General features: G+C 57.1%; 22 protein-coding genes. 16 read left to right on the top strand and 6 right to left on the bottom strand.

What is annotated here, in order from left to right:
• Positions 1–7 precede the first annotated feature (7 nt).
• From ACQY7R_RS10185 to ACQY7R_RS10165, 5 genes are read right to left on the bottom strand one after another with little or no spacing between them, the layout of a single operon-like run.
• Positions 8–1366: a B12-binding domain-containing radical SAM protein gene (locus tag ACQY7R_RS10185; protein ID WP_428305494.1), complete on the bottom strand. Its 1359-nt coding sequence runs from the start codon at positions 1364–1366 to the stop codon at positions 8–10.
• A complete protein-coding gene (locus tag ACQY7R_RS10180) occupies positions 1363–1992 on the bottom strand; it encodes a YybH family protein (protein WP_428305493.1) in 630 nt (209 codons plus the stop codon). The genes ACQY7R_RS10185 and ACQY7R_RS10180 overlap by 4 nt, the downstream gene beginning before the upstream one ends.
• A complete protein-coding gene (locus ACQY7R_RS10175) occupies positions 1989–2714 on the bottom strand; it encodes an acyltransferase (protein WP_428305492.1) in 726 nt (241 codons plus the stop codon). The genes ACQY7R_RS10180 and ACQY7R_RS10175 overlap by 4 nt, the downstream gene beginning before the upstream one ends.
• Positions 2692–3609, bottom strand: a complete 918-nt coding sequence (locus tag ACQY7R_RS10170; RefSeq protein WP_428305491.1) for a fatty acid desaturase family protein — start codon at positions 3607–3609, stop codon at positions 2692–2694. Before ACQY7R_RS10170 ends, ACQY7R_RS10175 begins: the two co-directional genes overlap by 23 nt.
• Positions 3606–4634: a Rieske 2Fe-2S domain-containing protein gene (locus ACQY7R_RS10165; protein WP_428305490.1), complete on the bottom strand. Its 1029-nt coding sequence runs from the start codon at positions 4632–4634 to the stop codon at positions 3606–3608. The genes ACQY7R_RS10170 and ACQY7R_RS10165 overlap by 4 nt, the downstream gene beginning before the upstream one ends.
• 96 nt (positions 4635–4730) lie before the next feature.
• Between ACQY7R_RS10165 and ACQY7R_RS10160 the strand changes: the two genes are divergently transcribed.
• From ACQY7R_RS10160 to ACQY7R_RS10135, 6 genes are all read left to right on the top strand, one after another.
• Positions 4731–5363, top strand: a complete 633-nt coding sequence (locus ACQY7R_RS10160; protein WP_428305489.1) for a phosphatase PAP2 family protein — start codon at positions 4731–4733, stop codon at positions 5361–5363.
• Between the two features lie 84 nt (positions 5364–5447).
• Positions 5448–6746: a hypothetical protein gene (locus ACQY7R_RS10155; RefSeq protein ID WP_428305488.1), complete on the top strand. Its 1299-nt coding sequence runs from the start codon at positions 5448–5450 to the stop codon at positions 6744–6746.
• A 206-nt stretch (positions 6747–6952) separates the two neighbouring features.
• Positions 6953–8320 (top strand): hypothetical protein, encoded by a 1368-nt coding sequence (locus ACQY7R_RS10150; protein ID WP_428305487.1) that lies wholly within the window; start codon positions 6953–6955, stop codon positions 8318–8320.
• A complete protein-coding gene (locus ACQY7R_RS10145) occupies positions 8317–9717 on the top strand; it encodes a hypothetical protein (RefSeq protein WP_428305486.1) in 1401 nt (466 codons plus the stop codon). Before ACQY7R_RS10150 ends, ACQY7R_RS10145 begins: the two co-directional genes overlap by 4 nt.
• A 71-nt stretch (positions 9718–9788) precedes the next feature.
• Positions 9789–11186 carry a hypothetical protein gene (locus tag ACQY7R_RS10140; RefSeq protein ID WP_428305485.1) on the top strand — a complete coding sequence of 466 codons (1398 nt, stop codon included), beginning with the start codon at positions 9789–9791 and terminating at the stop codon, positions 11184–11186.
• Positions 11187–11248: 62 nt separating this feature from the next.
• Positions 11249–13078: a WG repeat-containing protein gene (locus ACQY7R_RS10135; protein WP_428305484.1), complete on the top strand. Its 1830-nt coding sequence runs from the start codon at positions 11249–11251 to the stop codon at positions 13076–13078.
• Between the two features lie 88 nt (positions 13079–13166).
• Here the strand turns inward: ACQY7R_RS10135 and ACQY7R_RS10130 are convergent, their stop codons facing one another.
• Complete coding sequence (locus ACQY7R_RS10130) at positions 13167–13802, bottom strand: hypothetical protein (protein WP_428305483.1); 636 nt, start codon at positions 13800–13802, stop codon at positions 13167–13169.
• A 275-nt stretch (positions 13803–14077) separates the two neighbouring features.
• Here ACQY7R_RS10130 and ACQY7R_RS10125 point away from each other — a divergent pair, with 275 nt between their 5' ends.
• From ACQY7R_RS10125 to ACQY7R_RS10080, 10 genes are all read left to right on the top strand, one after another.
• On the top strand, positions 14078–14245 hold the full coding sequence (locus ACQY7R_RS10125; RefSeq protein WP_428305482.1) for an SEC-C metal-binding domain-containing protein: 168 nt from the start codon (positions 14078–14080) through the stop codon (positions 14243–14245).
• A 138-nt stretch (positions 14246–14383) separates the two neighbouring features.
• Positions 14384–15799 (top strand): 3' terminal RNA ribose 2'-O-methyltransferase Hen1, encoded by a 1416-nt coding sequence (locus tag ACQY7R_RS10120; protein ID WP_428305481.1) that lies wholly within the window; start codon positions 14384–14386, stop codon positions 15797–15799.
• Entirely contained in the window at positions 15792–16367 is a 576-nt protein-coding gene (locus tag ACQY7R_RS10115) for a hypothetical protein (protein WP_428305480.1), read from the top strand. Before ACQY7R_RS10120 ends, ACQY7R_RS10115 begins: the two co-directional genes overlap by 8 nt.
• Positions 16364–17314: a nucleotidyltransferase domain-containing protein gene (locus tag ACQY7R_RS10110; protein ID WP_428305479.1), complete on the top strand. Its 951-nt coding sequence runs from the start codon at positions 16364–16366 to the stop codon at positions 17312–17314. The genes ACQY7R_RS10115 and ACQY7R_RS10110 overlap by 4 nt, the downstream gene beginning before the upstream one ends.
• Entirely contained in the window at positions 17311–17685 is a 375-nt protein-coding gene (locus ACQY7R_RS10105; protein ID WP_428305478.1) for a hypothetical protein, read from the top strand. Before ACQY7R_RS10110 ends, ACQY7R_RS10105 begins: the two co-directional genes overlap by 4 nt.
• Complete coding sequence (locus ACQY7R_RS10100; RefSeq protein ID WP_428305477.1) at positions 17682–18443, top strand: nucleotidyltransferase domain-containing protein; 762 nt, start codon at positions 17682–17684, stop codon at positions 18441–18443. The genes ACQY7R_RS10105 and ACQY7R_RS10100 overlap by 4 nt, the downstream gene beginning before the upstream one ends.
• 20 nt (positions 18444–18463) lie before the next feature.
• Positions 18464–18913: an AAA family ATPase gene (locus ACQY7R_RS10095; protein WP_428305476.1), complete on the top strand. Its 450-nt coding sequence runs from the start codon at positions 18464–18466 to the stop codon at positions 18911–18913.
• A complete protein-coding gene (locus ACQY7R_RS10090; RefSeq protein WP_428305475.1) occupies positions 18903–19676 on the top strand; it encodes a tRNA(His) guanylyltransferase Thg1 family protein in 774 nt (257 codons plus the stop codon). The genes ACQY7R_RS10095 and ACQY7R_RS10090 overlap by 11 nt, the downstream gene beginning before the upstream one ends.
• Positions 19677–19678: 2 nt before the next feature.
• Positions 19679–22285, top strand: a complete 2607-nt coding sequence (locus ACQY7R_RS10085) for a polynucleotide kinase-phosphatase (protein WP_428305474.1) — start codon at positions 19679–19681, stop codon at positions 22283–22285.
• Between the two features lie 214 nt (positions 22286–22499).
• A complete protein-coding gene (locus ACQY7R_RS10080; protein ID WP_428305473.1) occupies positions 22500–22940 on the top strand; it encodes a HEPN family nuclease in 441 nt (146 codons plus the stop codon).
• Positions 22941–23018: the final 78 nt, after the last annotated feature.

Below are 23018 nucleotides of genomic sequence, written 5' to 3'. Positions count from 1 at the left end.
CTGATCGCTAGACTGTGACGGGCTCAACCTGATGCGGCTCAGTCAACGACAGGTCGCGAAAAACACCTTGAGCCTTTGAAGGCAAATGTTGAGCGAAGTAACGATATCCGAGATTAGTCGACAACCAGAGCGGAAGAATCGACCAAGGAGCACCACTGAGGCGTCGGAAGAACGACGGCCAACTGTAGCTTTGCTGCCAACTCCACTTGAGTCCTTCCTGCAATCGCTCAGGGCTCATCCCCTTCGGCTGGAACACAACGTGCTCCACGTCGTAGAGTGACCAGTTGCGATGCAGCAATCGGCCGTCGGCTTCCAGCCGGCGGTAGAGCGGCGTCCCGGGAAACGGCGTCGCCACGGCGTATCTCGGCAGATCGATCTTCGTCTTATCGACGAACTCCACGGTGCGTTCGAAGACCGATTCGTCTTCGTCGTCGAATCCGAATACGAAGCAGCCCTGAATGCCGATGCCATGATCGTGCAAACGACGGACATGTTCCGCGTAGCGGGACGCGGCGTGAAAGTGTTTTCGAGTGCCGTTAAGCGTTTGCTGACTGACCGATTCGAAACCGATCAAGACGCCTTTGCAGCCGCTTTGAGCTGCCAGCTTCAAGAGTTCGGCGTCTTCGGCCAGCCGAGTCGTTGCGAGGCCCAACCAGCGGATCCGCAGTGGGATCATCGCCCGGTACAACGCCTTCGCGTAATTCACGTCCTCCACGGGACTCAGGTCAATGAAGATCGCATGTCGGCCTGTAAACGTTCGTAACTCCGCAATGACCTCTTCGACGGGGCGATGAGCGTAAACTCCTTTCCAGGCCGTGGGAACGACGCAAAAGTCGCACTGATGGGGGCAGCCTCGCGTCGCCTCAATGCTGTTGACTGTTGCATACCCTTTCTTCTTCAGAAGCTCACGCCGTGCGATCGGAACGCCTCGAAGTTCACGCCCGGTTGGTGCAAAGTAATGCGGCTGAAGACTTCCTGCCGCATAATCTCGCAGCAGTTGCGGCCAAGTCTGTTCTGCGTACCCGGTGACCAGCGAATCGGCATGCCGGGCGGCCTCCTGTGGCATGAGCGTCGGGTGGACGCCTCCTAAGACGACGGTGTGACCGCGAGCCCGCAATTCATCCGCGACATTGTAGGCTCGTTGAGCGGTACCGGTGATCGCAGTGATGCCCACGACGTCGGCGTCGAAATTGAGATCGAGCGGTTGCACCCCCTCGTCCTGGATCGTCACCTCGGCTTCCAACTCTTCTGGCACCATGGCCGCGAGCGTCGTCAGTGTCAGCGGTGCATAGCGGAGCGAACGTTTGAAGATCCCCGTCGAGTTGCGATGGATCTCTCCCGCCGGTGATAGTAATTGGATTTTCACGAGGGGCGGCTCGGGCTAGGTGATGGGGCGGCGGCGGGACGACGGCGAGTTACCAGCCACAGCAGTAGGGCACCGACGAACAGGCCGGCAATGCCTCCGATGATTCCGGAGTATGTGGAAGCCCGTTGGAGCGACGTGATTGCAAACACATTCGTGAGGGCGTCCATCGACCCGTGGACGCGGACGATTTTCCACTGGTCGCCCTCTCGACGGCAAACGGCCGTCCAGAAACCTTCGAACGGATACTCTTTACCATCGGACGTGACGGCTAAGTCCTTCGTCGTGCCGGTGGCGTACGCCAGATCTCCCACGATGACCGCCGGCTGCGGGACCACTACCTCAACGGTGTATTTACCCCCTTTGCCGAGGTAGCCCTGAATCTTCTGCCAGTACGCATCCAACCCACCGAGGTTCGTGACCTCTTCGCCTGTCACCATCACCCCGGTGAAATCGTCGGCGAGATGCGGCTTCAAACTATTCGGGTCGCCTGCGGCGATCGCTTGTTCATAGGCAGTGACAAGCTCTTTTAATGCCGCATGATCCGCATCGTCATCGGCGACCGCCGATCCTGATAGCGACCATCCGCCCAGCGTCACACAGAGGGAAAGTAAGAGAGGCCGAATCATTCGAATTCCTTTCTGAACCGCTGCGTGCGGCGATGCGAGCCGTTACGAAATTCGGTAAATGGAGCAAAGGGACGACCGCCCGGCGTCTGCTCACACGCGTTAACGACGACGCCCGCAGGCAGCAGCGTGCAGCCGCCGACCAGTGCGTCAGAACCAATGTTGATCGGGGCCAAAATGAGCTTCGTGGAACCCGATGAAAGCTTGGCGAGAAAGTGCGGGTAGAGCTTCGAATCAATCCCGAACACGACGCGGTCTCCAATGTGTAAGTAAGGCCGATCGGTGACCCGCATGCCCGGTGACCAATAGACAAGACTGCCGATTTTAGCTCCCCACAATCGGAGCCATGCCGAGTAGAGACTGGGAACAAGTCGCAAGAACTCTTCTAAGATCGGGAGGCGATTGAAGACGACTTGCCACTGCGTTGCGTACCACCAGGCGAGGAAGCCGCGTGAACCTAGTTCGTGCGAAGTAGGTTGAGCCGGGCCGGTCGATCGGCCGATAAGGCGGACTGCCAGAGGCGGAAGCAAGTAGAGAACTCCCACGGCAGCCACCGCGAGCCAGGGGGAGCCTCCTTCTAACTGCGAAAGTACCAGCAAGCCGATTACCGTGCCGACATGCAGCAATGGCACATAACCGAGCAGCACCATGCCAAGGCGGTAGCTATTGGTAACAACGATTGCCGGTTGGACGGCGGGCTGGTTAGCGGATAACTCGGCCGGCATAGCGGTTCTCCACTCGTTCGGTTGCCTGTCGCGGACCACGCCACATCCGTAAGTAGTGCCAGATCAAGAACTCTCGCGTCGCTCCCTGTTCCCGCGACAGCCGCGGCAAGTAGAACCACGAGATAGTCGGTCGCTGGTGATGAGTGTGATGCCAATTGTGATTGAGCCACATCCAGTCGATGGGCTTCCAAATCCACAAGTTTCGTGAGCCATCGACGACATCCCGTTCCGTCCCGAAATGATGGACGTATTGCATCGCCGACCAAGTGACGCCGAAGCCGACGTAGACGAAGAGGTACGAGAGCACCGGAATGCCGAATGCCCAGACTATCGCTGCGTGAAAAGCGATGGCCGCTCCCCCTTCGAAGCGGATCCGTCGCAGCACGCTGCGATTGAGCGAATCCATGAACGCCGCGGACGGACGGTCGAACTCAAAGAATCGACGCTCTAGTAGTGACGGAATGAGCAGGACGATCACGTTCGATAGGACAATGGTCACCCAGAAGAAGCCGGACAAGATTCCGTAGAGTTGGAGCCACTTCCATAACGGCGTTTCGCCTTCAAAGTAAAAATCGAACGCTTCGTCGTCGGAACGATTTCGCAGGTGATGCCCGAGATGTCCCTGACGCAGCAGATGAAATGAAGCCGGAAAGAACAAAGCCAGAAACGTTCCCATGCCGTCGTTAAGACGCCTTGATGGGCAGAAAATGCCATGTTCTGCTTCATGCATCATCGCATAGATAGAATTGCCGATGAGTGCGAAACTCAATGAGAGGAGCGTGAGCTGCCACCACTGCGTCGCGAATGCAGTCAACCGAAAGATGGTGAAGGCGACAGCGACCTGAACCGCGGCGATCGCGAAATTCAGTCGCCATGGAATGGGAAATTCGCTCATGTCGCAGCCTCGTACTCACTGCGAGGCAGTGTCGTGAGCCACTCGAAGAACGCGATCATGTCACGATCCAGTGGAGTGAATCCCGACGGTTGATAACGGACGCCGCTCAGTTTGTCGATGTCGTATCGCATGAACGCCTGCGTGAACCGCCGTCGCACTCGGAGATTGAGTCGGTCGACGACCGCTGCCTTCAAACGATTGCGGCTTCGCTTGGCGAACACAATAACGTCCGACAGAGTCCGGTTCTCGCCGAGAGGTTGGCTCATGACCAAAATGCGACTGTGAGCTCGCCCGAACACCCCCTCAACCAGGACATGCGGACCGCCCCAGCTGGTGATGCTGATTTGCACTTCTCTGCCGACGAAACGCTTGAGTAGCCGGTCGTAGATTGAAGTTCCGGTGACCTCCGCATCAAATCGCATTCGCCGAGCGTACTCGTGCGGGCAGTCGACCTGCGGAACTCCCTTCAACTTCCTGTCGTGCACTGCGTAAAAGTGCTGGGTATCAAAGCCATTGCCGGAGAGCATATACCAGGGGCAATCCATTTCGAATCGAAACGGAGAGCTGGCAGACATTTCACGGGGATCGCTTCCGGGAAAGAACGGCAGCGGAAATAACGCCCGAGGACCAAAGAAGAAAAAGATGTAGCCGTGTCGCTCGACGACCGGATAAGATCGGAGGCACGCTGATCGCGGCACGTCGCCGTGATTGGGAACTGAGATGCACGTGCCGTTCGCGTCATAGTTCCAGTGGTGGAACGGACATTGGATGGATTCGCCGACTACCTGGCCTCGTCCGAGGTCCGCCCCTAGGTGAGCACAATTGGCGTCGAGGATGGCAACGCGACCGGCGGCAGTGCGGTAGGCGACTAGTCGCCGCTGCAGAATGGGTTTGGAGAGCGGTTTTTCAGCAACCTCTGCGGACCGACTGAATAAATACCAAGTCGCCGGAAGCGTGGCGAAGTCCGCCGAATCAGGAACGACCGGCGTGATCGCGGTGGCAGGTTGGTCTGCGGTGTGAATCATCCGTGTTCCGTCGCAGCGTTGCCCAATCAAGGCGTGTGCTCCTTCGCGGCGGCATTATACAGCATTTAGGACGAAGGCGAGTACGTACTCCTCCCCATGCCTCTAAAAGCCTCCCGACTCACTAGGCCCGATCGAGACCGCGTCGCCGCGTTCGTCGGTTACGGATCGCTGCTCTGTGGCTTGTGGGTCGTTGTCTACGGCGGTGCGTCATGGCTCACCGGGTTACACGGCTATCGAATTGGTTTTGGGTGGAACGAGGAGTCGTACATCCCCTTCTTGCCGGAAATGGCGGTGATTTACCTATCGCTGTTTCCCATGATTTGGCTATCGCTATTCATTCTGCCAACCCCGGCGGACATCAAACAGTTCGCGGTGACGCTGGCTTGTCTCTTTGTGGTCTCCGGGATCGGTTTCTTGATCTTTCCCGGCCGGACGTACTCCCCGGCGGAACCGGCAACAGGGCCGATTCAGCCTGTGTTTGAGTTCGCAGACTGGATCAATCTGGAGCACAACTATTTGCCCTCCCTTCACGTTGGGATGGCAGTCGTTTGTGCGTACGCATATGGGCGACAACTCCCCCGACGCGTCGCTCTTTTCTTCTGGGCATGGGCCGCGGCGGTTGCACTTTCGACCTTGCTGACGCATCAGCACTACCTCGTGGACGTCGTCGGGGGCGGAGTCGTGGGGTGGATTATCTCTGGTTTCTGCTATCGCGTTCGACTGGAATAATTTCATGTGAAACAGTAAGTGATAGAGAATAGCGAGCAGCATGGGTAGATTTATGGATTGAGGACATGAAAGGGGTTAAGTTCGATGAGACTCTCGACTTTGGTCGCTCTGACGCTCGTGATCGCGATCGCTACCCCGTTGCGGGCGGAGAACGCCGTTAGTCCGCCAGCGGAGATCCCGCTTGATACGATTTGGGGGCTCGATCTGCCAGGGACGCGAGATATCGAGGGCGTCGATCTACCCACAGTGCCGCAGGCTTCCTCTCCAGGCTGGGGATATCCAGAGTTCAAGCGAAGACGCCAAGAGATTATTGAACGGGTGCGTACCGCAATCTCAAGCAAGCCGCCCGTGGACCAAGCCCTCACTGGTTTCGTCTACTCCGTCGCTCCGGACATGGAAACGCTCACCGTACTGATGCGAATTGAGAACGCGTTTCGAAACAATAAATCGCAAGTGCGGAACAACTTCATCCATGGAGACCGCGATGCGTTTCTCGTATTCTATAGCCACCCATCCAGTTACTACCTTCGTCTGAAGAAGGTCACGCGAGACGGCACCGACATCGACGTCAGCTATGTATTTGAGCCGCATTACACCGCGGATAGTACTGTCCACTTGGCGTTGATCCCCCTCGGCAAGCTACCGCCGGGCGAATACAACGTGCGTTTCACGCAGCAACCGATGGAACGGAAGTACATCGACGCAGGATTCGTACGGGTGTTCGGCAGCCAAGAGAAGCAGATTGTCTGCCAGCCGTTCACGTTCCTCGTGAGCGATCCGCCTCCCTTTGTGACGAGCGAAGATCCTATCGAGGAACGGGTTCCGCTCGATCGCATTTGGGCGTTGAGTATGCCCGGCACGAAGAAAGTCCGCGAACTAGATCCAAGAGAGTCGCCGGACCAGGAAACCGCAGTCTCCCAAATTGCTCGTGGCCTCCTTTCCAAGATCGGGCAACAGACGGACGCCGGTCCCTGTTTCCTAGTCGCAGGCGAGGGGAAGGAAGCACTAGAGAACGCCGCGAGCGTGATTGCCGACAATGCGTCTCCGCTGACGGCCCTGACGACGGACGACGAGATTTCGCTAGTTTTTTACTCGTATGCAGCACCTGGATACGTCGCCCTTCACTCAGTGCGAAAAGCAAAGAATCAGGTGACAGTTCGATACCATGTGATGATGCATGCAACGTCCGATGTCAGTGTTCACTTCGCTCTCATCCCGCTAGGCAAGTTGTCGCCGGGTAAACTGAATGTCGACGTGATGCAGGTCGGCCGAGATAAACCGTCGCCATTGGAGGGCGTGAGTCGCCCCGAGCCAAAATTAGTTGCCCGTGCTGTCTGCAAATCGTGTGCATTCGAGATCCGCGAGCCGGACACGACGGACTAAAAAAGCCGTGACTGGTGGTTCGCGGGGCGACGTACGACTCTTTGCCGTCTGGGCCACCCACCGTTCGTTGTAGCGGACACGCCAATCTGCTTAAATCTGACCATTCGCTTGCCTAGAACGTCGATCTTCTGAGAGAATAGAGGATCGAAACCCTGAACGGGAAGAGCAGCGTGAGTTAATCCTCGCATCTGGAAAGAATTCTTCACATGCAACGCGTCCTCTGGGTTGCAGTGGTTCTGTTCTCCGTTGCGAGTCTGCCTGCAGCCGCAGAACTCCCGGACGCTGCCACCATTCTGGACGGTGACATCGCGTGGGATGTTGCTAACGTCGATAGTTTCTCCATCTCTCCCGACGGCCAGCAGGTCGCCTACATCAGCGGCGGAGCCCTGTGGGCCTGCAGCCTCACGCAAGGGCCGCCCAAAAAACTGGTCGACCTGCCCCAGTCGATCACTGCCTATCTGGTGATGCCAGGAAACGAACTGATCCGTGAGCAGGCCGCGGGAATGCCGCCCACCCCCTCTTACAGGCCGATTAACGGCATCTCGCAAGCGGTAGTAATGGTCTTCAATGTCGCTTGGTCGGCAACCGGCGACGGCATTTACTACACCAGGCGTACTGGACTAAAACAGAATTCAACCCTCGCATCATTTAAGGTCACGCTCGTGTCGCTTGACGGCAAGGTGCGAGAGATCGCCGACATTCACCGAGAGTTCGCGGTCGATCACGAAAGTCAGATATCCTTTCGGGTCAGTCGCGATGCCAGTTCCGTCGTTGCCAGCAACCATGGAATCCCCTTGATCTGGGATGCCGCCAAGAACAAGCCACGAGCGACCTGCTTCGACTACCTCACGCCTTCGACCTCCAGCGGTCGCTGGCTCGGGGTGGAGATTGACTCCCGCGAACTCGTGCTCGCCGATGAGAACTTGGCAATCGTGAGGCGATTCGAGGTCTTCTTGCCTCAGCAGCGTCGCTGCGAACTAACGTGGTCTAGCGATGAGCGGTACGCCGTCTGCCTGAGTCACTTGGAGCATCCGTCGGATAAGACTGAAGGCGTTCGGGTTGACCTCCAGACGGGGACGCAAACGCAGCTTAACCCTGGTGTCATCCGTGACCAGTTCTACTTTACGGGCCGAGGAGGCGAACTGGTGCGGTTGGGGATCACGGGCATCCCGCCCAAGGGATTGGGGGACGGCAGTTATGGGGCCTACATCTCCATGCTTCCCGACGGCGATACCAAGGAAACAGACGTGATTCGCTTTGCGGGTCCGCCTCGAACTCCTACGGCTTGGCGAGATCAACGGCCTTACCCGGCTATCCTGGGGAACGATGATGGGACCCTGTTCGCGATCGCCCTGCCCCGGCCTGTGAGTCAAGCCGCCGGGTTCCACTACCACCTCGTGGATCACAACGGTCAGACGTGGCCATTCCTTCCCAAGATTGATTCACCATACATCACGCCCTTCTATCCTCTCGCGTTTATCGACGAAGGGCAGGCGATCTTAGCCCGTGACGGCAAGACGCTATTCACCTTGCCGGTTTCGAGCATCCAGCAAGCTGCGGGAGACGATCGATGACCGGTCACGGATTCGGCTGGCTGTGGGCAGTGCTCGTTATGGCGACGCAGGTTTCCTACGCTGCGGAAACGCCATTTGAATTGCCGGCCGACGCGAAGATCCTCGACCCTGACGTAATCATCTACGGCGGTCCTCGCCCAGTCATTTCCCCCGACGGCGAATGGGTGGCTTACGTCAGCCGCGGGTTTGTGTGCGTGAGCAGCGTTGATGGAGGGAAGCCCACACGCCTCTTCGAGGTGCCGGAATCATGGACCCACTTCTTGGCCCTACCGGAGAATGAGTTTGCGGAGGGCGACTTCGGTACGCTCGCGAGGTCGCTGAGCCAGGACGAGTATCGGCAGATGCTCAAACAGATCAAGCAGGAACTGAGTGGGTTGCAATGGACTATCGAAAGCGATGGGGTTGTGTTTGGCGTCCTATCACACGATCCGGCCAAGCAACTCTCGCGTTCTGTCTACCTCGCTCCGCTGACGGGCGATGTGATTCGGATTTCGCATTCTGAACAGTCTACGCCTACCCAGGCACGAGGCGTCGGAGGCGATTTTAAGATGACTCGTGACCGACGCTATATGGTGATGAGCTTGCAGTGGGGAAAGGCACTGATTTGGGAGGTCGAGCGTGACCGACCCCGAGCCACTTGCTTCTTGAATATGACGCCTTCATCCACCTCCGACCGCTGGATCGCCGTGGAGAAGGATACGCGAGAACTGGTGATCTTGGATCGGGAGTTCTCAGTCATCCGGCGTTTCGACGAAGTCATCGAACCGAATCAGTTCGGTTACAAAATGTATTGGTCGCCCGATGAACGTAACGTCATCTGCCAGACGCAAGTCGGTTTCGACCACTTCAGCAACTGGGAAGGGTTCCGCTTGGATCTGCAGACGATGGAGCGGCGGCCGATGAGCGGGAGCTTCATGAACGAGCTGATTGAATTTACCGGCCAAGGCGGAGAGTTCGTGAGGGTCGGTTCCGCTGGCGACATGCAAGGTAGGGAAGGCATCCAACCGACCACTTCCTACCTTAAGGTCGTTCCGACAGGGCCCGGGGCCACCAAAGATCTATGGCAAATCCGAGCGGACTCCACGAATCCTAGGAATGGCCCCCGACTCACGTACGAGCCTCAAATGACTCATTCGCCCGACTTTAGTTTGTTCACGCTAGGCTTGCCGCGACAGGGTGTGGGCCCCCATGGCGTCGTCCAACATCTACTAGACCGACAAGGCCGCCTCTGGACGCTGTCGCCGCACGATCTCGGGGGCTACCGTACCCCGTGCGATGTCGTGGGATTTGCCAAAAAAGGGCAGATGATCATTGGGTACGATCAGCACCGGTTGTTTGCGATCCCCGTCGGCTCAATCCAGACGCCCGCAAACAAGGTTCCGAATGTCGTGGAGTGAGAATGCAGGAACTCTTCGTATCCGTCCATGGCATTCCATAAGGGTTAGCATTAGCGAGGCTCGACCGGTCCATGAATAAGCTCGCTTGTTTCTTACTCTCACTGTTCGCAGGACTGAACTCGCACATAGTACATGGAGCGGAGGACGCGTTCACCCTCCCCGCGTCGGCGAAGATTCTGGACCCTAACCTGATCATGCACAGCTGGCCCTACCCGGTGATCTCTCCGGATGGCGAATGGGTGGCGTACATCAGCCGTGGGTTCGTGTGCGTCTGCAGTCTCGAGGACGGCCAGCCACGGCGATTGCACGAAGTTCCCCGTTCCTGGACTCACTTCTTAGCATTGCCTGAGAACGAGTTCGTAGGCGGCCAGTTCAGTGCGTTAGCGAGTTCGCTCGACCATGAGGAGTACCGGGAGATGACGAAGAAGATCGATCATAAGATCTTCGGTCTGCGGTGGACGCCGGAGAGCGACGGCGTGGTGTTCGGCGTGCAGTCATATGATGAGCAGAAAGAACTTCTTTTCGCTGATGTTTTCTACGCCCCCCTTGAAGGTGACGTCGCTCGCCTTGCCCAGGCGGAATGGCCGTTTTCTGGCAGAGGGATTAGCGGCGACTTTCGAGTGACGCGAGATCGACGCTTCATCGTGTCGGGCTCGGAATGGGGCCGGTCGCTGATCTGGGGTGTCGAGCGGAACCGGCCGCGTGGAAGCGTCCTGATGAATCTCACCCCATCTCCCACGTCAGATCGCTGGATCGCTGTTGAGAAGGACACGCGAGAGCTCGTAATCGTCGATCAGGACTTCTCCGTAATCAAACGCTTCGAAGAGGTAGTGGCTCCCAACGAGAATGGCTACAAGCTTCACTGGTCGCCCGACGAGCGATTCGTCATTTGCCAGAATCCGATCGGCATGGATCACTACAGCAACTGGGACGGCTTTCGACTTAATCTAGAAACGAACGAGCGTCGCGAGTTCAGCGGTGACTATTGGAATGAGATCATTGCCTTCACCGGGAGTGAGGGGGAGTTCATTCGAATTGGACTGGATGGGGAATCAGCCCTGATTTCTGGCCTCAATGAGGTTGGGGCGTATGTTCAAATCGTCCCTACGAACGATGATCCATCAGAGTACGTCTGGCGACTCCCGGCCGATTCCAAGAGAGCGGAGGAGTACGTGGCCCTCGGGCTGGAGCCCCAGGTCACCCACACTCCCGACTTCTCTCTGTTCACGATTGGCTTGCCCCGTGCGAAGAGCGGTAGACCTGGCGTCGTTTATCACCTGCTAAGTCGGAAGCATCAGCTCTGGCGAATGTCCTCTCATGATGCTGGCGAGTATCAGTCACCCTACCAGGTCATCGGGTTTGCTAAGCAAGGTGAGATGATCTTGGGACATGACAAGCATCGCATGTTCGCGATTCCAGTGGCGGAGATTCGGACCGACGAGAATAAAGTCATGCCCGCTGGCGATTGACTAGTAGGTCAGGCCCCTCGTATTTCGGAATCTCGCTCCGTTTTGATTGAGAGAGGTCAGTGATGACGCAGTGGAAGCAAAATCGTCGACTGACTTTTCTGTTTTTACTTGCGGCCAGTCTCGGGACAATGGTCGCGAATACCGCAGAGAGTAAGCATCCGAGCATCCTGCCAATCGTATGGAAAGGGAAGCACGGCCTGATCGATCGGGGCGGCAACTTGCTACTGAAGCCGGTCTTCGATGATTTGGGCACTTACCACGCCTCGGGGCACGGCATGGTCCTTCGACTGCCACCTATCGACACTGAAGCTTGGATGGCTGTCCAAGTCGGACCTCATTATGGGTATGCAAATCGCCGTAGCGAAATCGTCATTGAGCCTAAGTGGTCGAAAGCATCTGCCTTCCGAGATGGCCGGGCTCAGGTTTGCCTCAACGAACGGTGGGGACTCATCGACCTGCAGGGCAACTACCTTGTCGAGCCGACGTTCAGCTATCTCGGCGATTTCTACGAAGGTCGGGCCCGTGTTGCCGTCGGTGAGCGATCTCGTCCCTCCGGACGTAAGTGGGGCTTCATTGACGAATCGGGCAAGGTTATCGTTCCGCCGACGTACGACGATGTGCGAGACTTCGATCAAGGTCGGGCTCTTGTGAATGTGGGAGCTAAACGAGGCGGCGAGTCGGGCAATGCACTACGCGGGGGACTTTGGGGCGTCGTTGATCAGCAGGGCTCCGTTCTGATCAAACCGCAGATGGAAGTCGATCAGCAGCTAGACCTGAAAGCATTTGATCCGCAACGCGGGTTCTTACCGGTCACGCATCAGCAGGATCGCAGGCGAATCAAAATCGAGGGTCGGTATGGGTTCGCGGATAAACGATGGTCGATTGTCATCGAGTCTCGTTTTTCCGATGCCGGGCAGTTCAGCGAAGGCTTCGCCGCCGTGAAGCTTGGACAGAAGTGGGGGTATGTCGATGGCCAAGGTCGCATGGTAGTTGAGCCTAGCTACGATCTGGCCGGGCCGTTCGGCGAAGGGCTTGCCCCTGTTCAGCTTGGGGGCGAAGTCCGCTACATCGATGCCGCGGGCAATGCGGCCCTCATCATCAGGGCCGAGGCGGGCGAGCCGTTTGCCAACGGCGTCGCTCGCGTTCGCGTGGGCGAACTCTGGGGCTTCATCAATCGGACCGGAGAGCTTCTGTTGTCGCCGCAATTCACGCGTATCATCCCTCGGGATGGCGGCTATCAGGTTACGGGCACCGACGGTAAGCAGGGATTGGTGGACGAGGCAGGGAGATTGATCGTCAGCCCGCAGTACGATTTCATTGGCGGGTTTCAGTCAAATGGCTTGGCGTGGGCTGGCGTCGGCTTCATGGGCGAGCAACTGGTACACACCCTGATCGATCGTTCCGGCAAGGTCGTCTCCTCCGCAGAGACTTATCGGTATCAACCACGCAAGCAGGGCGACCTGTGGGGAATCTGGGATTCGCAGGAAGATTGCTACGCGATCGAACCACGGTTTAGCGATTTAAAGCAACTCGACGTCGGCATTCTTCAAGTCACTGTGAAATCGCGGTATGGAATGGTCGATCTCAACACCGGAACGATGCTGCTCGAGGCGAAGTATTTCTCGATGCGTCCCTTCTACGAAGGGCTGGCGTTAGTCCAAGCCCCCAATCAACGCCATCCCTTTGGTTTCGTCGATCGGACGGGCACGTTCGTCATTCCGCCCATTTTCGACGACGCCAGCAATTTCGAGGACGGATTAGCGAGCGTCCGTTTCTTTCGCCGACCCGTGACCGACCTTCTATGGATCGATAAGACAGGACGTTATCTCTGGGACCCTAGATCTCAGTCGGAGGAGACTTCCGAGCCGGCGGGGCTGATCGGCGAACAATAGTCGGAGGCATCGAACTCTTCAGGTTCCGCTTGGCTCGTTTTTGCTTGACGAAGTCGCGATCGCCTGGGGCGAGTAATGAGGATCGTGTCTATCGCTCCTTGTCGGTCACTTTGAAAGTAAATGAACCGCTGACTAACCGCTCAGCTGAAATCTTCGCCATTCGAGTAACGACCACCTCGGGTCCCGTGTCGGCGGAGCGTTGCATCGTGAGCTTGATTTTTCCAGGGCCAAGCGTCGGCAGCGGAATCAGAGCGAAGTGAGCCGACGAACTCATTAGCTCATTGCAGTTGAGATGATAGGCCACCACGATCTCTCCGTCCGAGTGCTTTACGTCGTCCAAGCGAAGTGAGCGGCCGGAAGCATACGCAAACACGATCAACGACGCTTCATCGCCAGCTGAAATCTGCTTGAGCGGCTTAGCCTTCCCAGCAAGGACTTCCCAGGCATTTTCTAAGGCTTGCTTGCCGCCGCCGGGCACGAGAAACCCTTCGCCTGCGGTATCTCCTACCGGCGGTAGATACCGGTAGCTGAGGCGATGTCGGATTTGCTCGACGACGCTGCTGTTGATGAACTCCTCGGCCGAACTAGGGTCCTGCTTCGGGGGCGGAATAAGCTCCCTGGCGTCGCGAATGCCAGCGATGTTTATCCCCCATGCGTTGCATAGCCGGATTTCATCAGCATAGATAGGCGAAGCTAGCGAGGCGGCAAGTGCGACGATGCTCATGAAATGTTTGATATGGAGCGTCATTCGCAGTGATGTCCGTTCGCAAGTGCCATTTGCACAGGCTTTCTAACACAATCAGAACGACCTAACGGCAAATTTGAGCTACCTCTTTCCTTATGTCAATTCCGTGAGATATCGAGAATTCGAGATTAACTCCAACGGAATGTGAACCAGGAGTGAAGGTTGTTGGTCCATTGTTTCAACAACCTTGCCCCGACAGTGAAGGAGGTGCCCCATGCCACGTAATCAGCAAGAAGAATCATCCTTTCGAGCCGATGAGCAAACGCCGGCGAGGATATCCTTTTGAAACGAAGGTGAAAGTCGGCGTTCGCGTCGTCCATGGCGAGAAGCTCTTGGAAGAGAAGCTAGGCCGCAATGACCTCTGCCCTTGCGGCAGCAGTAAGCTTTTCAAAGGGTGCTGCCTGCGATCGGGCCGCTTTTGACGGGGTCGTTCGCGATCATTATTTTTAGAGATCGATAATCAAACTAATCGCGGGCCGCGTCCTACGGGCGTTGGCCCTTTTTTGTTACAACTCATCTTCCGACGACGAACTGCCTGGTAGGATCCCGGAAGCTCTTCGATGCTGCTCACCATCTCCACCGACCGCCAGCCGGCGACCGATCTCGGATATTTACTGCATAAGCATCCCGATCGCTGTCAGACGTTTGACCTGAGCTTCGGGCAAGCCCACGTCTTTTACCCGGAGGCGACAGACGTATGCTGCACGGCCTGTTTGCTGCTCGACGTCGATCCTGTGGGTCTCGTCCGCGGCAAAGGCGATTGGCAAGGCGGCTCGGCGGATCAGTACGTGAACGACCGCCCCTACGTGGCGTCCTCGCTAATGAGCGTCGCCATCTCGCAGGTGTTCGGGTCGGCACTCGCCGGTCGGTCAAAAGACCGTGCTGATTTGGTCGAGACGCCGATGCCGCTCACCGCCAAAATCGACGTCTTGCCGGTCCGTGGCGGTGAGCCGCTGCTCAAGCGATTCTTCGAACCGCTCGGGTACGAAGTCGAGTCGAGCCACCATCCGCTCGACGAGCAGTTTCCAGAGTGGGGAGAGAGCGTCTACTACTCTGTGACGCTGACCAAGACGACGACTGTCAGCGAACTGCTGCGGCACCTCTATGTTCTCATTCCGGTGTTCGACCATCGCAAGCACTACTATGTCGGGCAGGACGAAGTCGAAAAGCTGTTGACCAAAGCTCAGACTTGGCTCGCCGATCATCCGGAGCGAGAACTAATCACTCGCCGATACCTGACAAAGAGCCCAAGCTTGGTCCGACAGGCCCTCGCTCGTTTGGCGGAAGAGGAAACGCCGCCGATTGAGGAAGAGAACATTGCCGACTTAGCGAACGAGAGTGTTGTTGCGAAGCGTGAGCGATCGCTTCACGAGCAGCGGATCGACGCTGTCGTCGACGTGCTGAAAGAGGCTGGAGCCAAGCGAATCCTCGATCTAGGCTGCGGCGAAGGAAAACTACTTCGCCAGCTCTTGAGCGAAAAGCAGTTCACCGAAATTGTCGGCATGGACGTCTCGATCCGTTCGCTGGAGATCGCTCATCGGCGACTGCGTCTCGATCGGCTTCCCGAACGACAGCGGGAGCGGATCCGACTGATTCATGGCAGCCTTACCTACCGCGACGAGCGGCTGACCGGCTTTGACGCCGCGGGCATCGTCGAAGTGATTGAGCACCTTGATCCGCAGCGGCTGGCTGCGTTCGAGCGAGTCGTCTTCGAGCAAGCTCGACCGACGACGGTTGTCCTGACGACGCCGAACCGTGAATTCAACGTCATGTGGGAATCCCTTCCTGCCGGCACCATGCGGCACGGCGACCATCGCTTCGAATGGACGCGAGAGGAGTTTGAGAATTGGTCGAACGGCGTCGCAGCTCGCTTCGGCTATATCGTTCGATTTCTACCAGTCGGCCCTGAAGACGCGGCAGTGGGATCTCCTTCCCAGATGGGTATCTTCGAGAGAAGCCATTATGACAATGTTTGAACAACTCCTGCCATACGCTGGGAGCAAACAAAAAATTCGCGTCGAGCGAAGCCTTCCGGGAACGCCCAGTTTGAGCGGATATTTGATTGGACTTACCAACGAACTCGGCCTCATGCATTGCTTCGACGACTTCGAGCCGGACGGCTACACCCTCTTCCGCGTCGCCCACGTCATTGATGTTCGCTCAAATGAGTACGAACGACATTGGGAGCGGATGCTGGCCGGTGAAGGATTGCTTGGCGGACTCAACCTGGACGCAGACATTGATCTCTCATGTCTGGAGAACGCTATCGAGTCAGTAGACCGTCACTTCCATCGCATGATCGTCGAGTGCGAGGCGGAAGATGAAGAGCTCGATGATTTCTACATTGGAAAGCTGGTTAGTATCGACAACGAAGAACTTCGCTTCGACCATTTTGACGGAGTGGGACGTTGGGAGAGCGAGGCCGCAGTTATCTCGCTGCCCACGGTAACGCTCGTGCAATTTGAGACGCCGTACATTCAGCGATTTTGGAAGTATCTTGAGAGTGCGGCACCCTGCGACGGTGAATCGGGAGCACAACCTTGAAGAACCGCGTCCACAACAGTCTCAACCTAATTTATTCCGTCGGTACACAGGTTGTGGCGTTGAAGCACATTCAGGGGACTGACGGCCAAACCGTTCATCCCGCCGGGGCCGTGGGCGTCGTTATCCGCTCACCGCAGGACCGGTCGCATTCTTACCGCATCCGTTTCGTCGATGGTTTTGAAGCTGCAATTCATCATGATGGGCTGGCTTTGCTGGCTGAGTACAAGCTGGGGGCGATCAACGATTCCCAGCAAGTGCTTGCGACGCATGGTCTCTTTCATCGAGTGATCCTGCGATGCGTCATCGGATCGAGAGCGTATGGACTCGACACGGAGGAATCAGATACCGATCGTCGAGGCATCTATCTCCCGCCGGCCGATCTGCATTGGTCGCTCTACGGCGTCCCGGAACAATTAGAGGACGAGGCTACCCAAGAGGCTTACTGGGAGCTGCAAAAGTTCCTTGTCATGGCACTCAAAGGGAACCCGAACGTATTGGAGTGTCTCTACACTCCGCTGGTGGAGTTCGCCTCGCCGCTGGCTCAAGAGCTGCTCGACATGCGGTCAATCTTTCTGTCGCGGCTCGTGTACCAGACGTACAACGGCTACGTCATGTCGCAATTCAAGCGAATGCAAGCAGATGAGCGTAATCACGGCCAAGTGAAACCTAAACACGTGATGCACCTGATCCGGCTCCTGCTCTCGGGCATTCACGTACTGCGGGAAGGTTTTGTTCCCGTGGAGATAGGCGAGCACCGAACCCAGCTGCTGGCCATCAAGTCGGGTGAAATGCCTTGGGACGACGTGGAGGCGTGGCGATTGCGGCTACATCAGGAGTTTGATCGAGCCCTGGAAACGACCAGCTTGCCGGAACGGCCTGACTATGAGCGAGCTAACGTGTTCTTGGTGAAGGCCCGTCGGCAGGCAATCGAAGAGGCCCTGCCGTGAGCGATACCGTGACGCTATTTCGACCCGTTGGCCAGCAAGAGCTGGATCTTATCCGCGATGCCCAGTGGAGAGCGTTCCCGCCCCGGCTCGTCGGCCAGCCGATCTTCTACCCAGTGCTCACCGAGGACTACGCCGTTCGCATTGCTCGGGAGTGGAATACGAAGGATCCCAATTCCGGTTTCGTCGGTTATGTGCTGCAGTTTGAGGTGAATGCCCAGTTCTTAAAGCAGTACGACGTTCAACAGGCGGGCGGCCGTGACTTGCTGGAGTACTGGATCCCAGCGGAGGAACTGGCGATTTTCAATGCGAACATTGTCGGACTGATTCGCGTCCTTCGTGAATTCCGACCGAGTGGTGAGAAAGCTTCATGATCGATTACGCCAAACTTCGCCGACAAGTCGACGCCCATCCTTATCCGCTGGTTTTCGCGACCATCAGCGGAGCTCATTTGTATGGCTTCCCCTCGCCTGATTCCGACTTTGATCTGCGAGGCGTTCACTTGCTTCCGCTGGAGCAAGTCGTTGGCATGACGCCCGGCGAGGAGACGGTCGAGAAGTCGGGCGTCTACGACGGGATGGAAGTCGACCTCGTGACCCACGACGCCAAGAAGTTCTTCTGCCTCATGCTGAAGAAGAACGGCTACGTTCTGGAACAGCTCCTCTCGCCACTGGTCGTTCACACGACGCCGGAGCATGAGGAACTTAAAGAACTGGGCAAGCGTTGCGTCACCCGCTTTCACGGGCACCACTACCTGGGATTCGCGGCGACCCAGTGGAAGTTGTTTCGTAAGGAAGAACCTCCTCGGGTAAAGCCACTGCTGTACGTCTACCGGGTATTGCTCACCGGAATCCACCTCGTGAAGTCCGGAGAAGTGGAAGCCAACCTACTGACGCTCAATGAATCGGCCAAGCTGCCGTACATCGATGAGTTGGTGGAACGCAAGCGATCGGGACCGGAGAAGGGAAAACTCGATGCAGCGGACGTGGCCTTCCACGAGAAGGAGTACCAGAGGCTCGTGGCCGCTTTGGAAGCCGCGGGAGCAGCGTCAACTTTGCCAGAACAACCGAGGTGTGCGGAGCAGCTGAACGATTTGTTAGTACGCCTCCGTATGGCTGGCAGACAAAGGTGATGAGACAGAGAGAATAAACGATGGAGGCCGTGATCTTCACCGGAATTCAAGCTTCGGGCAAATCGACCTTCTATAAGGAGCGATTCTTCGATACCCACGTGCGGATCAGTCTCGATCTCTTGCGAACTCGCCATCGAGAGATGCTCCTGCTGAACGCTTGCCTCACGAGTCAGCAGCCGTTCGTCGTCGACAACACGAACCCGACGCGTGCGGAACGGTCGCGGTATATCGAGCTGGCCCTGACGCATGGCTATCGACTCACGGGCTTCTACTTCAGAGCCGAGGTCGAGGGATGCAAAGAACGCAATGCAGGGCGGTCCGAGCGTCAGATCGTGCCGCTACCAGGACTGCTAGGAACCTACAAGCGACTTGAATTGCCCCAATTGAAAGAAGGCTACTCGGCCCTGTACTACGTGATGATCGCTGCTGACGGCGGCTTCCAAGTTTCGGAATGGCAAGATGAAGTTTGACGAACTCGATCAGAAGATGCGGGTCTTCGAAACCGTTCACGACCAGTGCGTCCTGCCGGGGCTCTGGATGGTCGCTCGTTTGGACGGCCGCAACTTCACGCGATTGACCAAAGAGTTGCAGAAGTTCGAAGTCCCGTTCGACGAGCGTTTCCGCGATCTAATGGTCCGCACGACCGAGCACGTGATGAACTGCGGGTTTCGTATTATTTACGGATTCACCGAAAGCGACGAGATCTCGCTGCTCTTGGACTATCGCGATCGATCGTTCGGCCGGAAGACTCGTAAACTTAATTCCGTGCTTGCCGGCGAGGCGAGTGCCAAGTTTTCGCTTTTGTTGGGCGAACTTGCCTGTTTGGACTGTCGCATCTCGGAACTGCCGACCGTGGAGAACGTCGTCGACTACTTTCGCTGGCGAAACGAAGACGCCCACCGGAACGCTCTCAATGCTCACTGCTACTGGAGTCTGCGGCAGGAGGGCGAGTCTGCCAATGCGGCGAATGACCAACTGCTCCGCCTGTCGACGTCTGAAAAGAATGAAATGCTCTTCCGGCGAGGCACCAACTTCAATGACTTGCCTCGGTGGCAGAAGCGAGGAGTCGGCTTGGTCTGGGAGAGATACGTCAAAGACGCGACAAACGCTAAAACGGGTGAGGCGGTAACAGCCAGTCGACGCCGGATTACGCCAATCTACGAACTGCCGATGGGCGACGGGTACAGTGATTTCGTAAGAAAGCTGCTCGCTGACGAAACGAGTGAATCTTGATTATGTCCGACGTCTTGAGCGTTCCGAACCTGTCGTTGGTCGTCTTGATCGGCCCCAGTGGCTCCGGCAAGAGCACCTTCGCACGTACCCAGTTTCTCCCGACGGAAGTGTTGTCGTCGGACTATTGTCGCGGCCTCGTGAGCGACAATGAAAACGACCAAGCGGCCACCAAAGACGCCTTTGAAGTCCTGCAGTTCATCGCTGCCAAGCGACTCGCTGCTGGACGGCTGACCGTCGTCGATGCGACGAATGTGCAACAAGAGGCCCGCCAGCCGTTGGTCGCCCTCGCTCGGCAGTACCACACCCTGCCGGTGGCGATCGTTTTCGACTTGCCAGAATCCGTGTGCCAAGCACGAAACCGTGATCGGGAGGACCGGAACTTCGGCGAGCATGTCATCCGCCAGCAGCGGTCGCAACTTCGCCGTTCGCTCAAGAGCCTGAAGCGTGAAGGTTTTCGCCATATCTTCGTGCTACGGTCGCCGGAGGAAGTCGAGGCGGTTCGTATCGAGCGGACGCCCCTGTGGAATGACAAGCGATCGGAGCATGGACCGTTTGATTTTATCGGCGACGTTCATGGCTGCTGTGACGAGTTGGAAGAACTTCTCGCTCGTCTCGGATATGTTGCAACGCCGGTGGAAACTCCGGGGCCAGGCTGGTCGCCGCTCTGCTACGCCCACCCAGAAGGCCGCCGTGCCGTCTTCGTTGGCGACCTCGTTGACCGGGGACCGCGAGTAGTCGACACGCTGAGCCTGGTGCGAAACATGCTGCACGCTGGGAGTGCGTTCTGCGTCCCCGGCAACCATGACATGAAACTCCTCCGCAAGCTCCGCGGCAAGGACGTGCAGATCTCGCATGGGCTGGCCAATACGCTCGCCGAAATCGACGCGATTGCAGAACCCGATCGAGTTCCATTCGTGCGTGAATTATCCCAGTTTCTCGACGCCTTGGTGAGCCACTACGTCCTCGACAACGGAAAGATTGTCGTAGCTCACGCCGGAATGAAAGAGTCGATGCAAGGCCGTGGTTCCGGCAAAGTTCGGGACTTCGCCCTCTACGGCGAGACGACGGGAGAAACCGATGAGTTCGGTCTGCCGGTACGGCTCAACTGGGCTTCGGAGTATCGCGGCCGGGCGATGGTCGTCTACGGCCATACCCCGGTGCCGCATCCCGAGTGGCTGAACAAGACGATCAACATCGACACGGGATGTGTCTTCGGCGGAGCCCTCACCGCACTTCGGTATCCTGAGCTCGAAACGGTTTCTATTCCGGCACGTCAAACCTACTGCGTACCGGCACGGCCGTTTCTACCGGATGCAGATGGTGGGTCTGCACTCTCATCCCAGCATCAAGACGACGACCTGTTGGACATGGCCGATGTCACCGGTAAGCGGATTATCTCAACGCGATTGCGTCATAACGTGACGGTTCGCGAAGAGAATGCCACCGCGGCGTTGGAGGTGATGAGCCGATTTGCTGCCAATCCGAAATGGTTGATCTATCTGCCGCCGACGATGTCGCCGTCGGAGACGAGCAGCCGGGATGGTTACTTGGAGCACCCTGAGGAGGCCTTTGCGTATTTTCGCAGCCAAGGTATCGAACAGGTCGTGTGCGAGCAGAAGCACATGGGATCGCGGGCTGTCGTCGTTGTTTGTCGAGACGAGGAGGCTGCCCGCCGTCGGTTTGGAGTCGCAGACGAATCGGGCATCATCACTACCCGCACGGGCCGGCGATTCTTTGATGACCAGTCACTCGAAACGGCTCTCCTGGATCGCGTTCGCAACGCCCTCACGGCCAGCAACTTTTGGAGCGAGTTCAGCACCGACTGGGCCGTACTCGACTGCGAGTTGATGCCGTGGTCGGCGAAGGCTCAGGAACTATTGAAGTCGCAGTACGCGGCTGTTGGGGCCGCAGCCAACGCCGCTTTGCCGCACGTTATCGACGCTCTCGCAACCGCCAAAGGCCGATTGAACGGCGACGCTGTTGAGACGATTGAGGCCCTGGCCGCTGACTTCGGGGGACGCAAGCATTCGGCGGAGAAGTTTGTTGCAGCCTACCGCAGTTATTGCTGGCCGGTCGACTCGATTGCTGACTACAAGCTGGCTCCCTTTCACCTGCTGGCCACGGAAGGGAGCGTTCATTTTCATCAGAACCACCAGTGGCAGATGGAAACGTTGGCCCGTGTCTGCTCGCATAACAGTGAACTACTTCTCGCGACGCCCTATCGAATCGTCGACGTACATGACCATGCCCAAGTCGAGGAAGCCACGGCATGGTGGACCGAACTCACCGAGTCCGGCGGCGAAGGGATGGTGCTGAAGCCGCTCGATTTCATTGCCAACGGCAAGAAGGGGCTCGTGCAACCTGCAATCAAGTGCCGCGGTCGTGAGTATCTACGGATCATCTATGGTCCTGACTATACCGACCAAGCCAATCTCGCACGGCTCCGGCAGCGAGGGCTTGGTTCAAAGCGATCACTCGCCTTACGAGAGTTTGCCTTAGGAGTGGAAGGGCTGGAGCGGTTTGTTCGACGTGAGCCGCTGCGGCGAGTTCACGAATGCGTGTTTGGGGTGTTGGCCATGGAGAGCGAGCCCGTTGATCCGCGGCTTTAACTTGCAGAGTCACATGGGGGCTTCTGTTTTTTTCCGTCAGTCATGATGCCAGAAGCGAATTGATGCAAAAACCTAATATTCGCCGCGGATATCGCCATCACTCTAGGGAAGAGGCTTGCAATCATCGTGATCTCCGCTGATCCCTCCCGTGGACGGGAGCCGGTGCAGAAACTTCATCCCTCATGACCGACTAAACTTAGGACACAAAAGATAAATGGGCTGTGCAGATCAGTTTGAAATAGACTTTATCAAAAGCACCAGGGATATGATGGTGCATTACCCCCGCCCGTACGATCCGACGATGTTACTGAATTGCTCTGTCGGACTGTTGATCATGTCACGGGAGCGGATGTTTGACCGAATTCCGACTTGCCCCCTTAAAGGATGGGGCGGTCGTCCGGGGGAAGTTGTTGATTTCGGCCCGTCGCTGATCGACACTCCCGACTCAGTCAGGAACTTCATGCGGCAGTTGAGAAACTGTCTTTGTCACAGTTGCTTCACGCTCTATCACGAGAATGGACAGTGTGCCGGCGTCCATTTCAAAAGCAACATGAAGAATAATTCCTTTGAAGCACGCCTCTCGCTTAAATCCCTCAAGTACTTAATGATTTCACTCGCCCATGCTCTTATTGAGCCAACTACAGTTAGCGATTGAACCAAGGGCCTAGCCAGCTTCCAAATCGCTGATGCCAGCAAGCACATGTTCACCCGAAAAACCATGCGGAATTGACAT

The sequence above is a fragment of the Lacipirellula sp. genome (genome assembly GCF_965279485.1).
GTDB lineage: Bacteria > Planctomycetota > Planctomycetia > Pirellulales > Lacipirellulaceae > Lacipirellula.
This window is presented reverse-complemented; position numbering and strand designations above follow the sequence as displayed.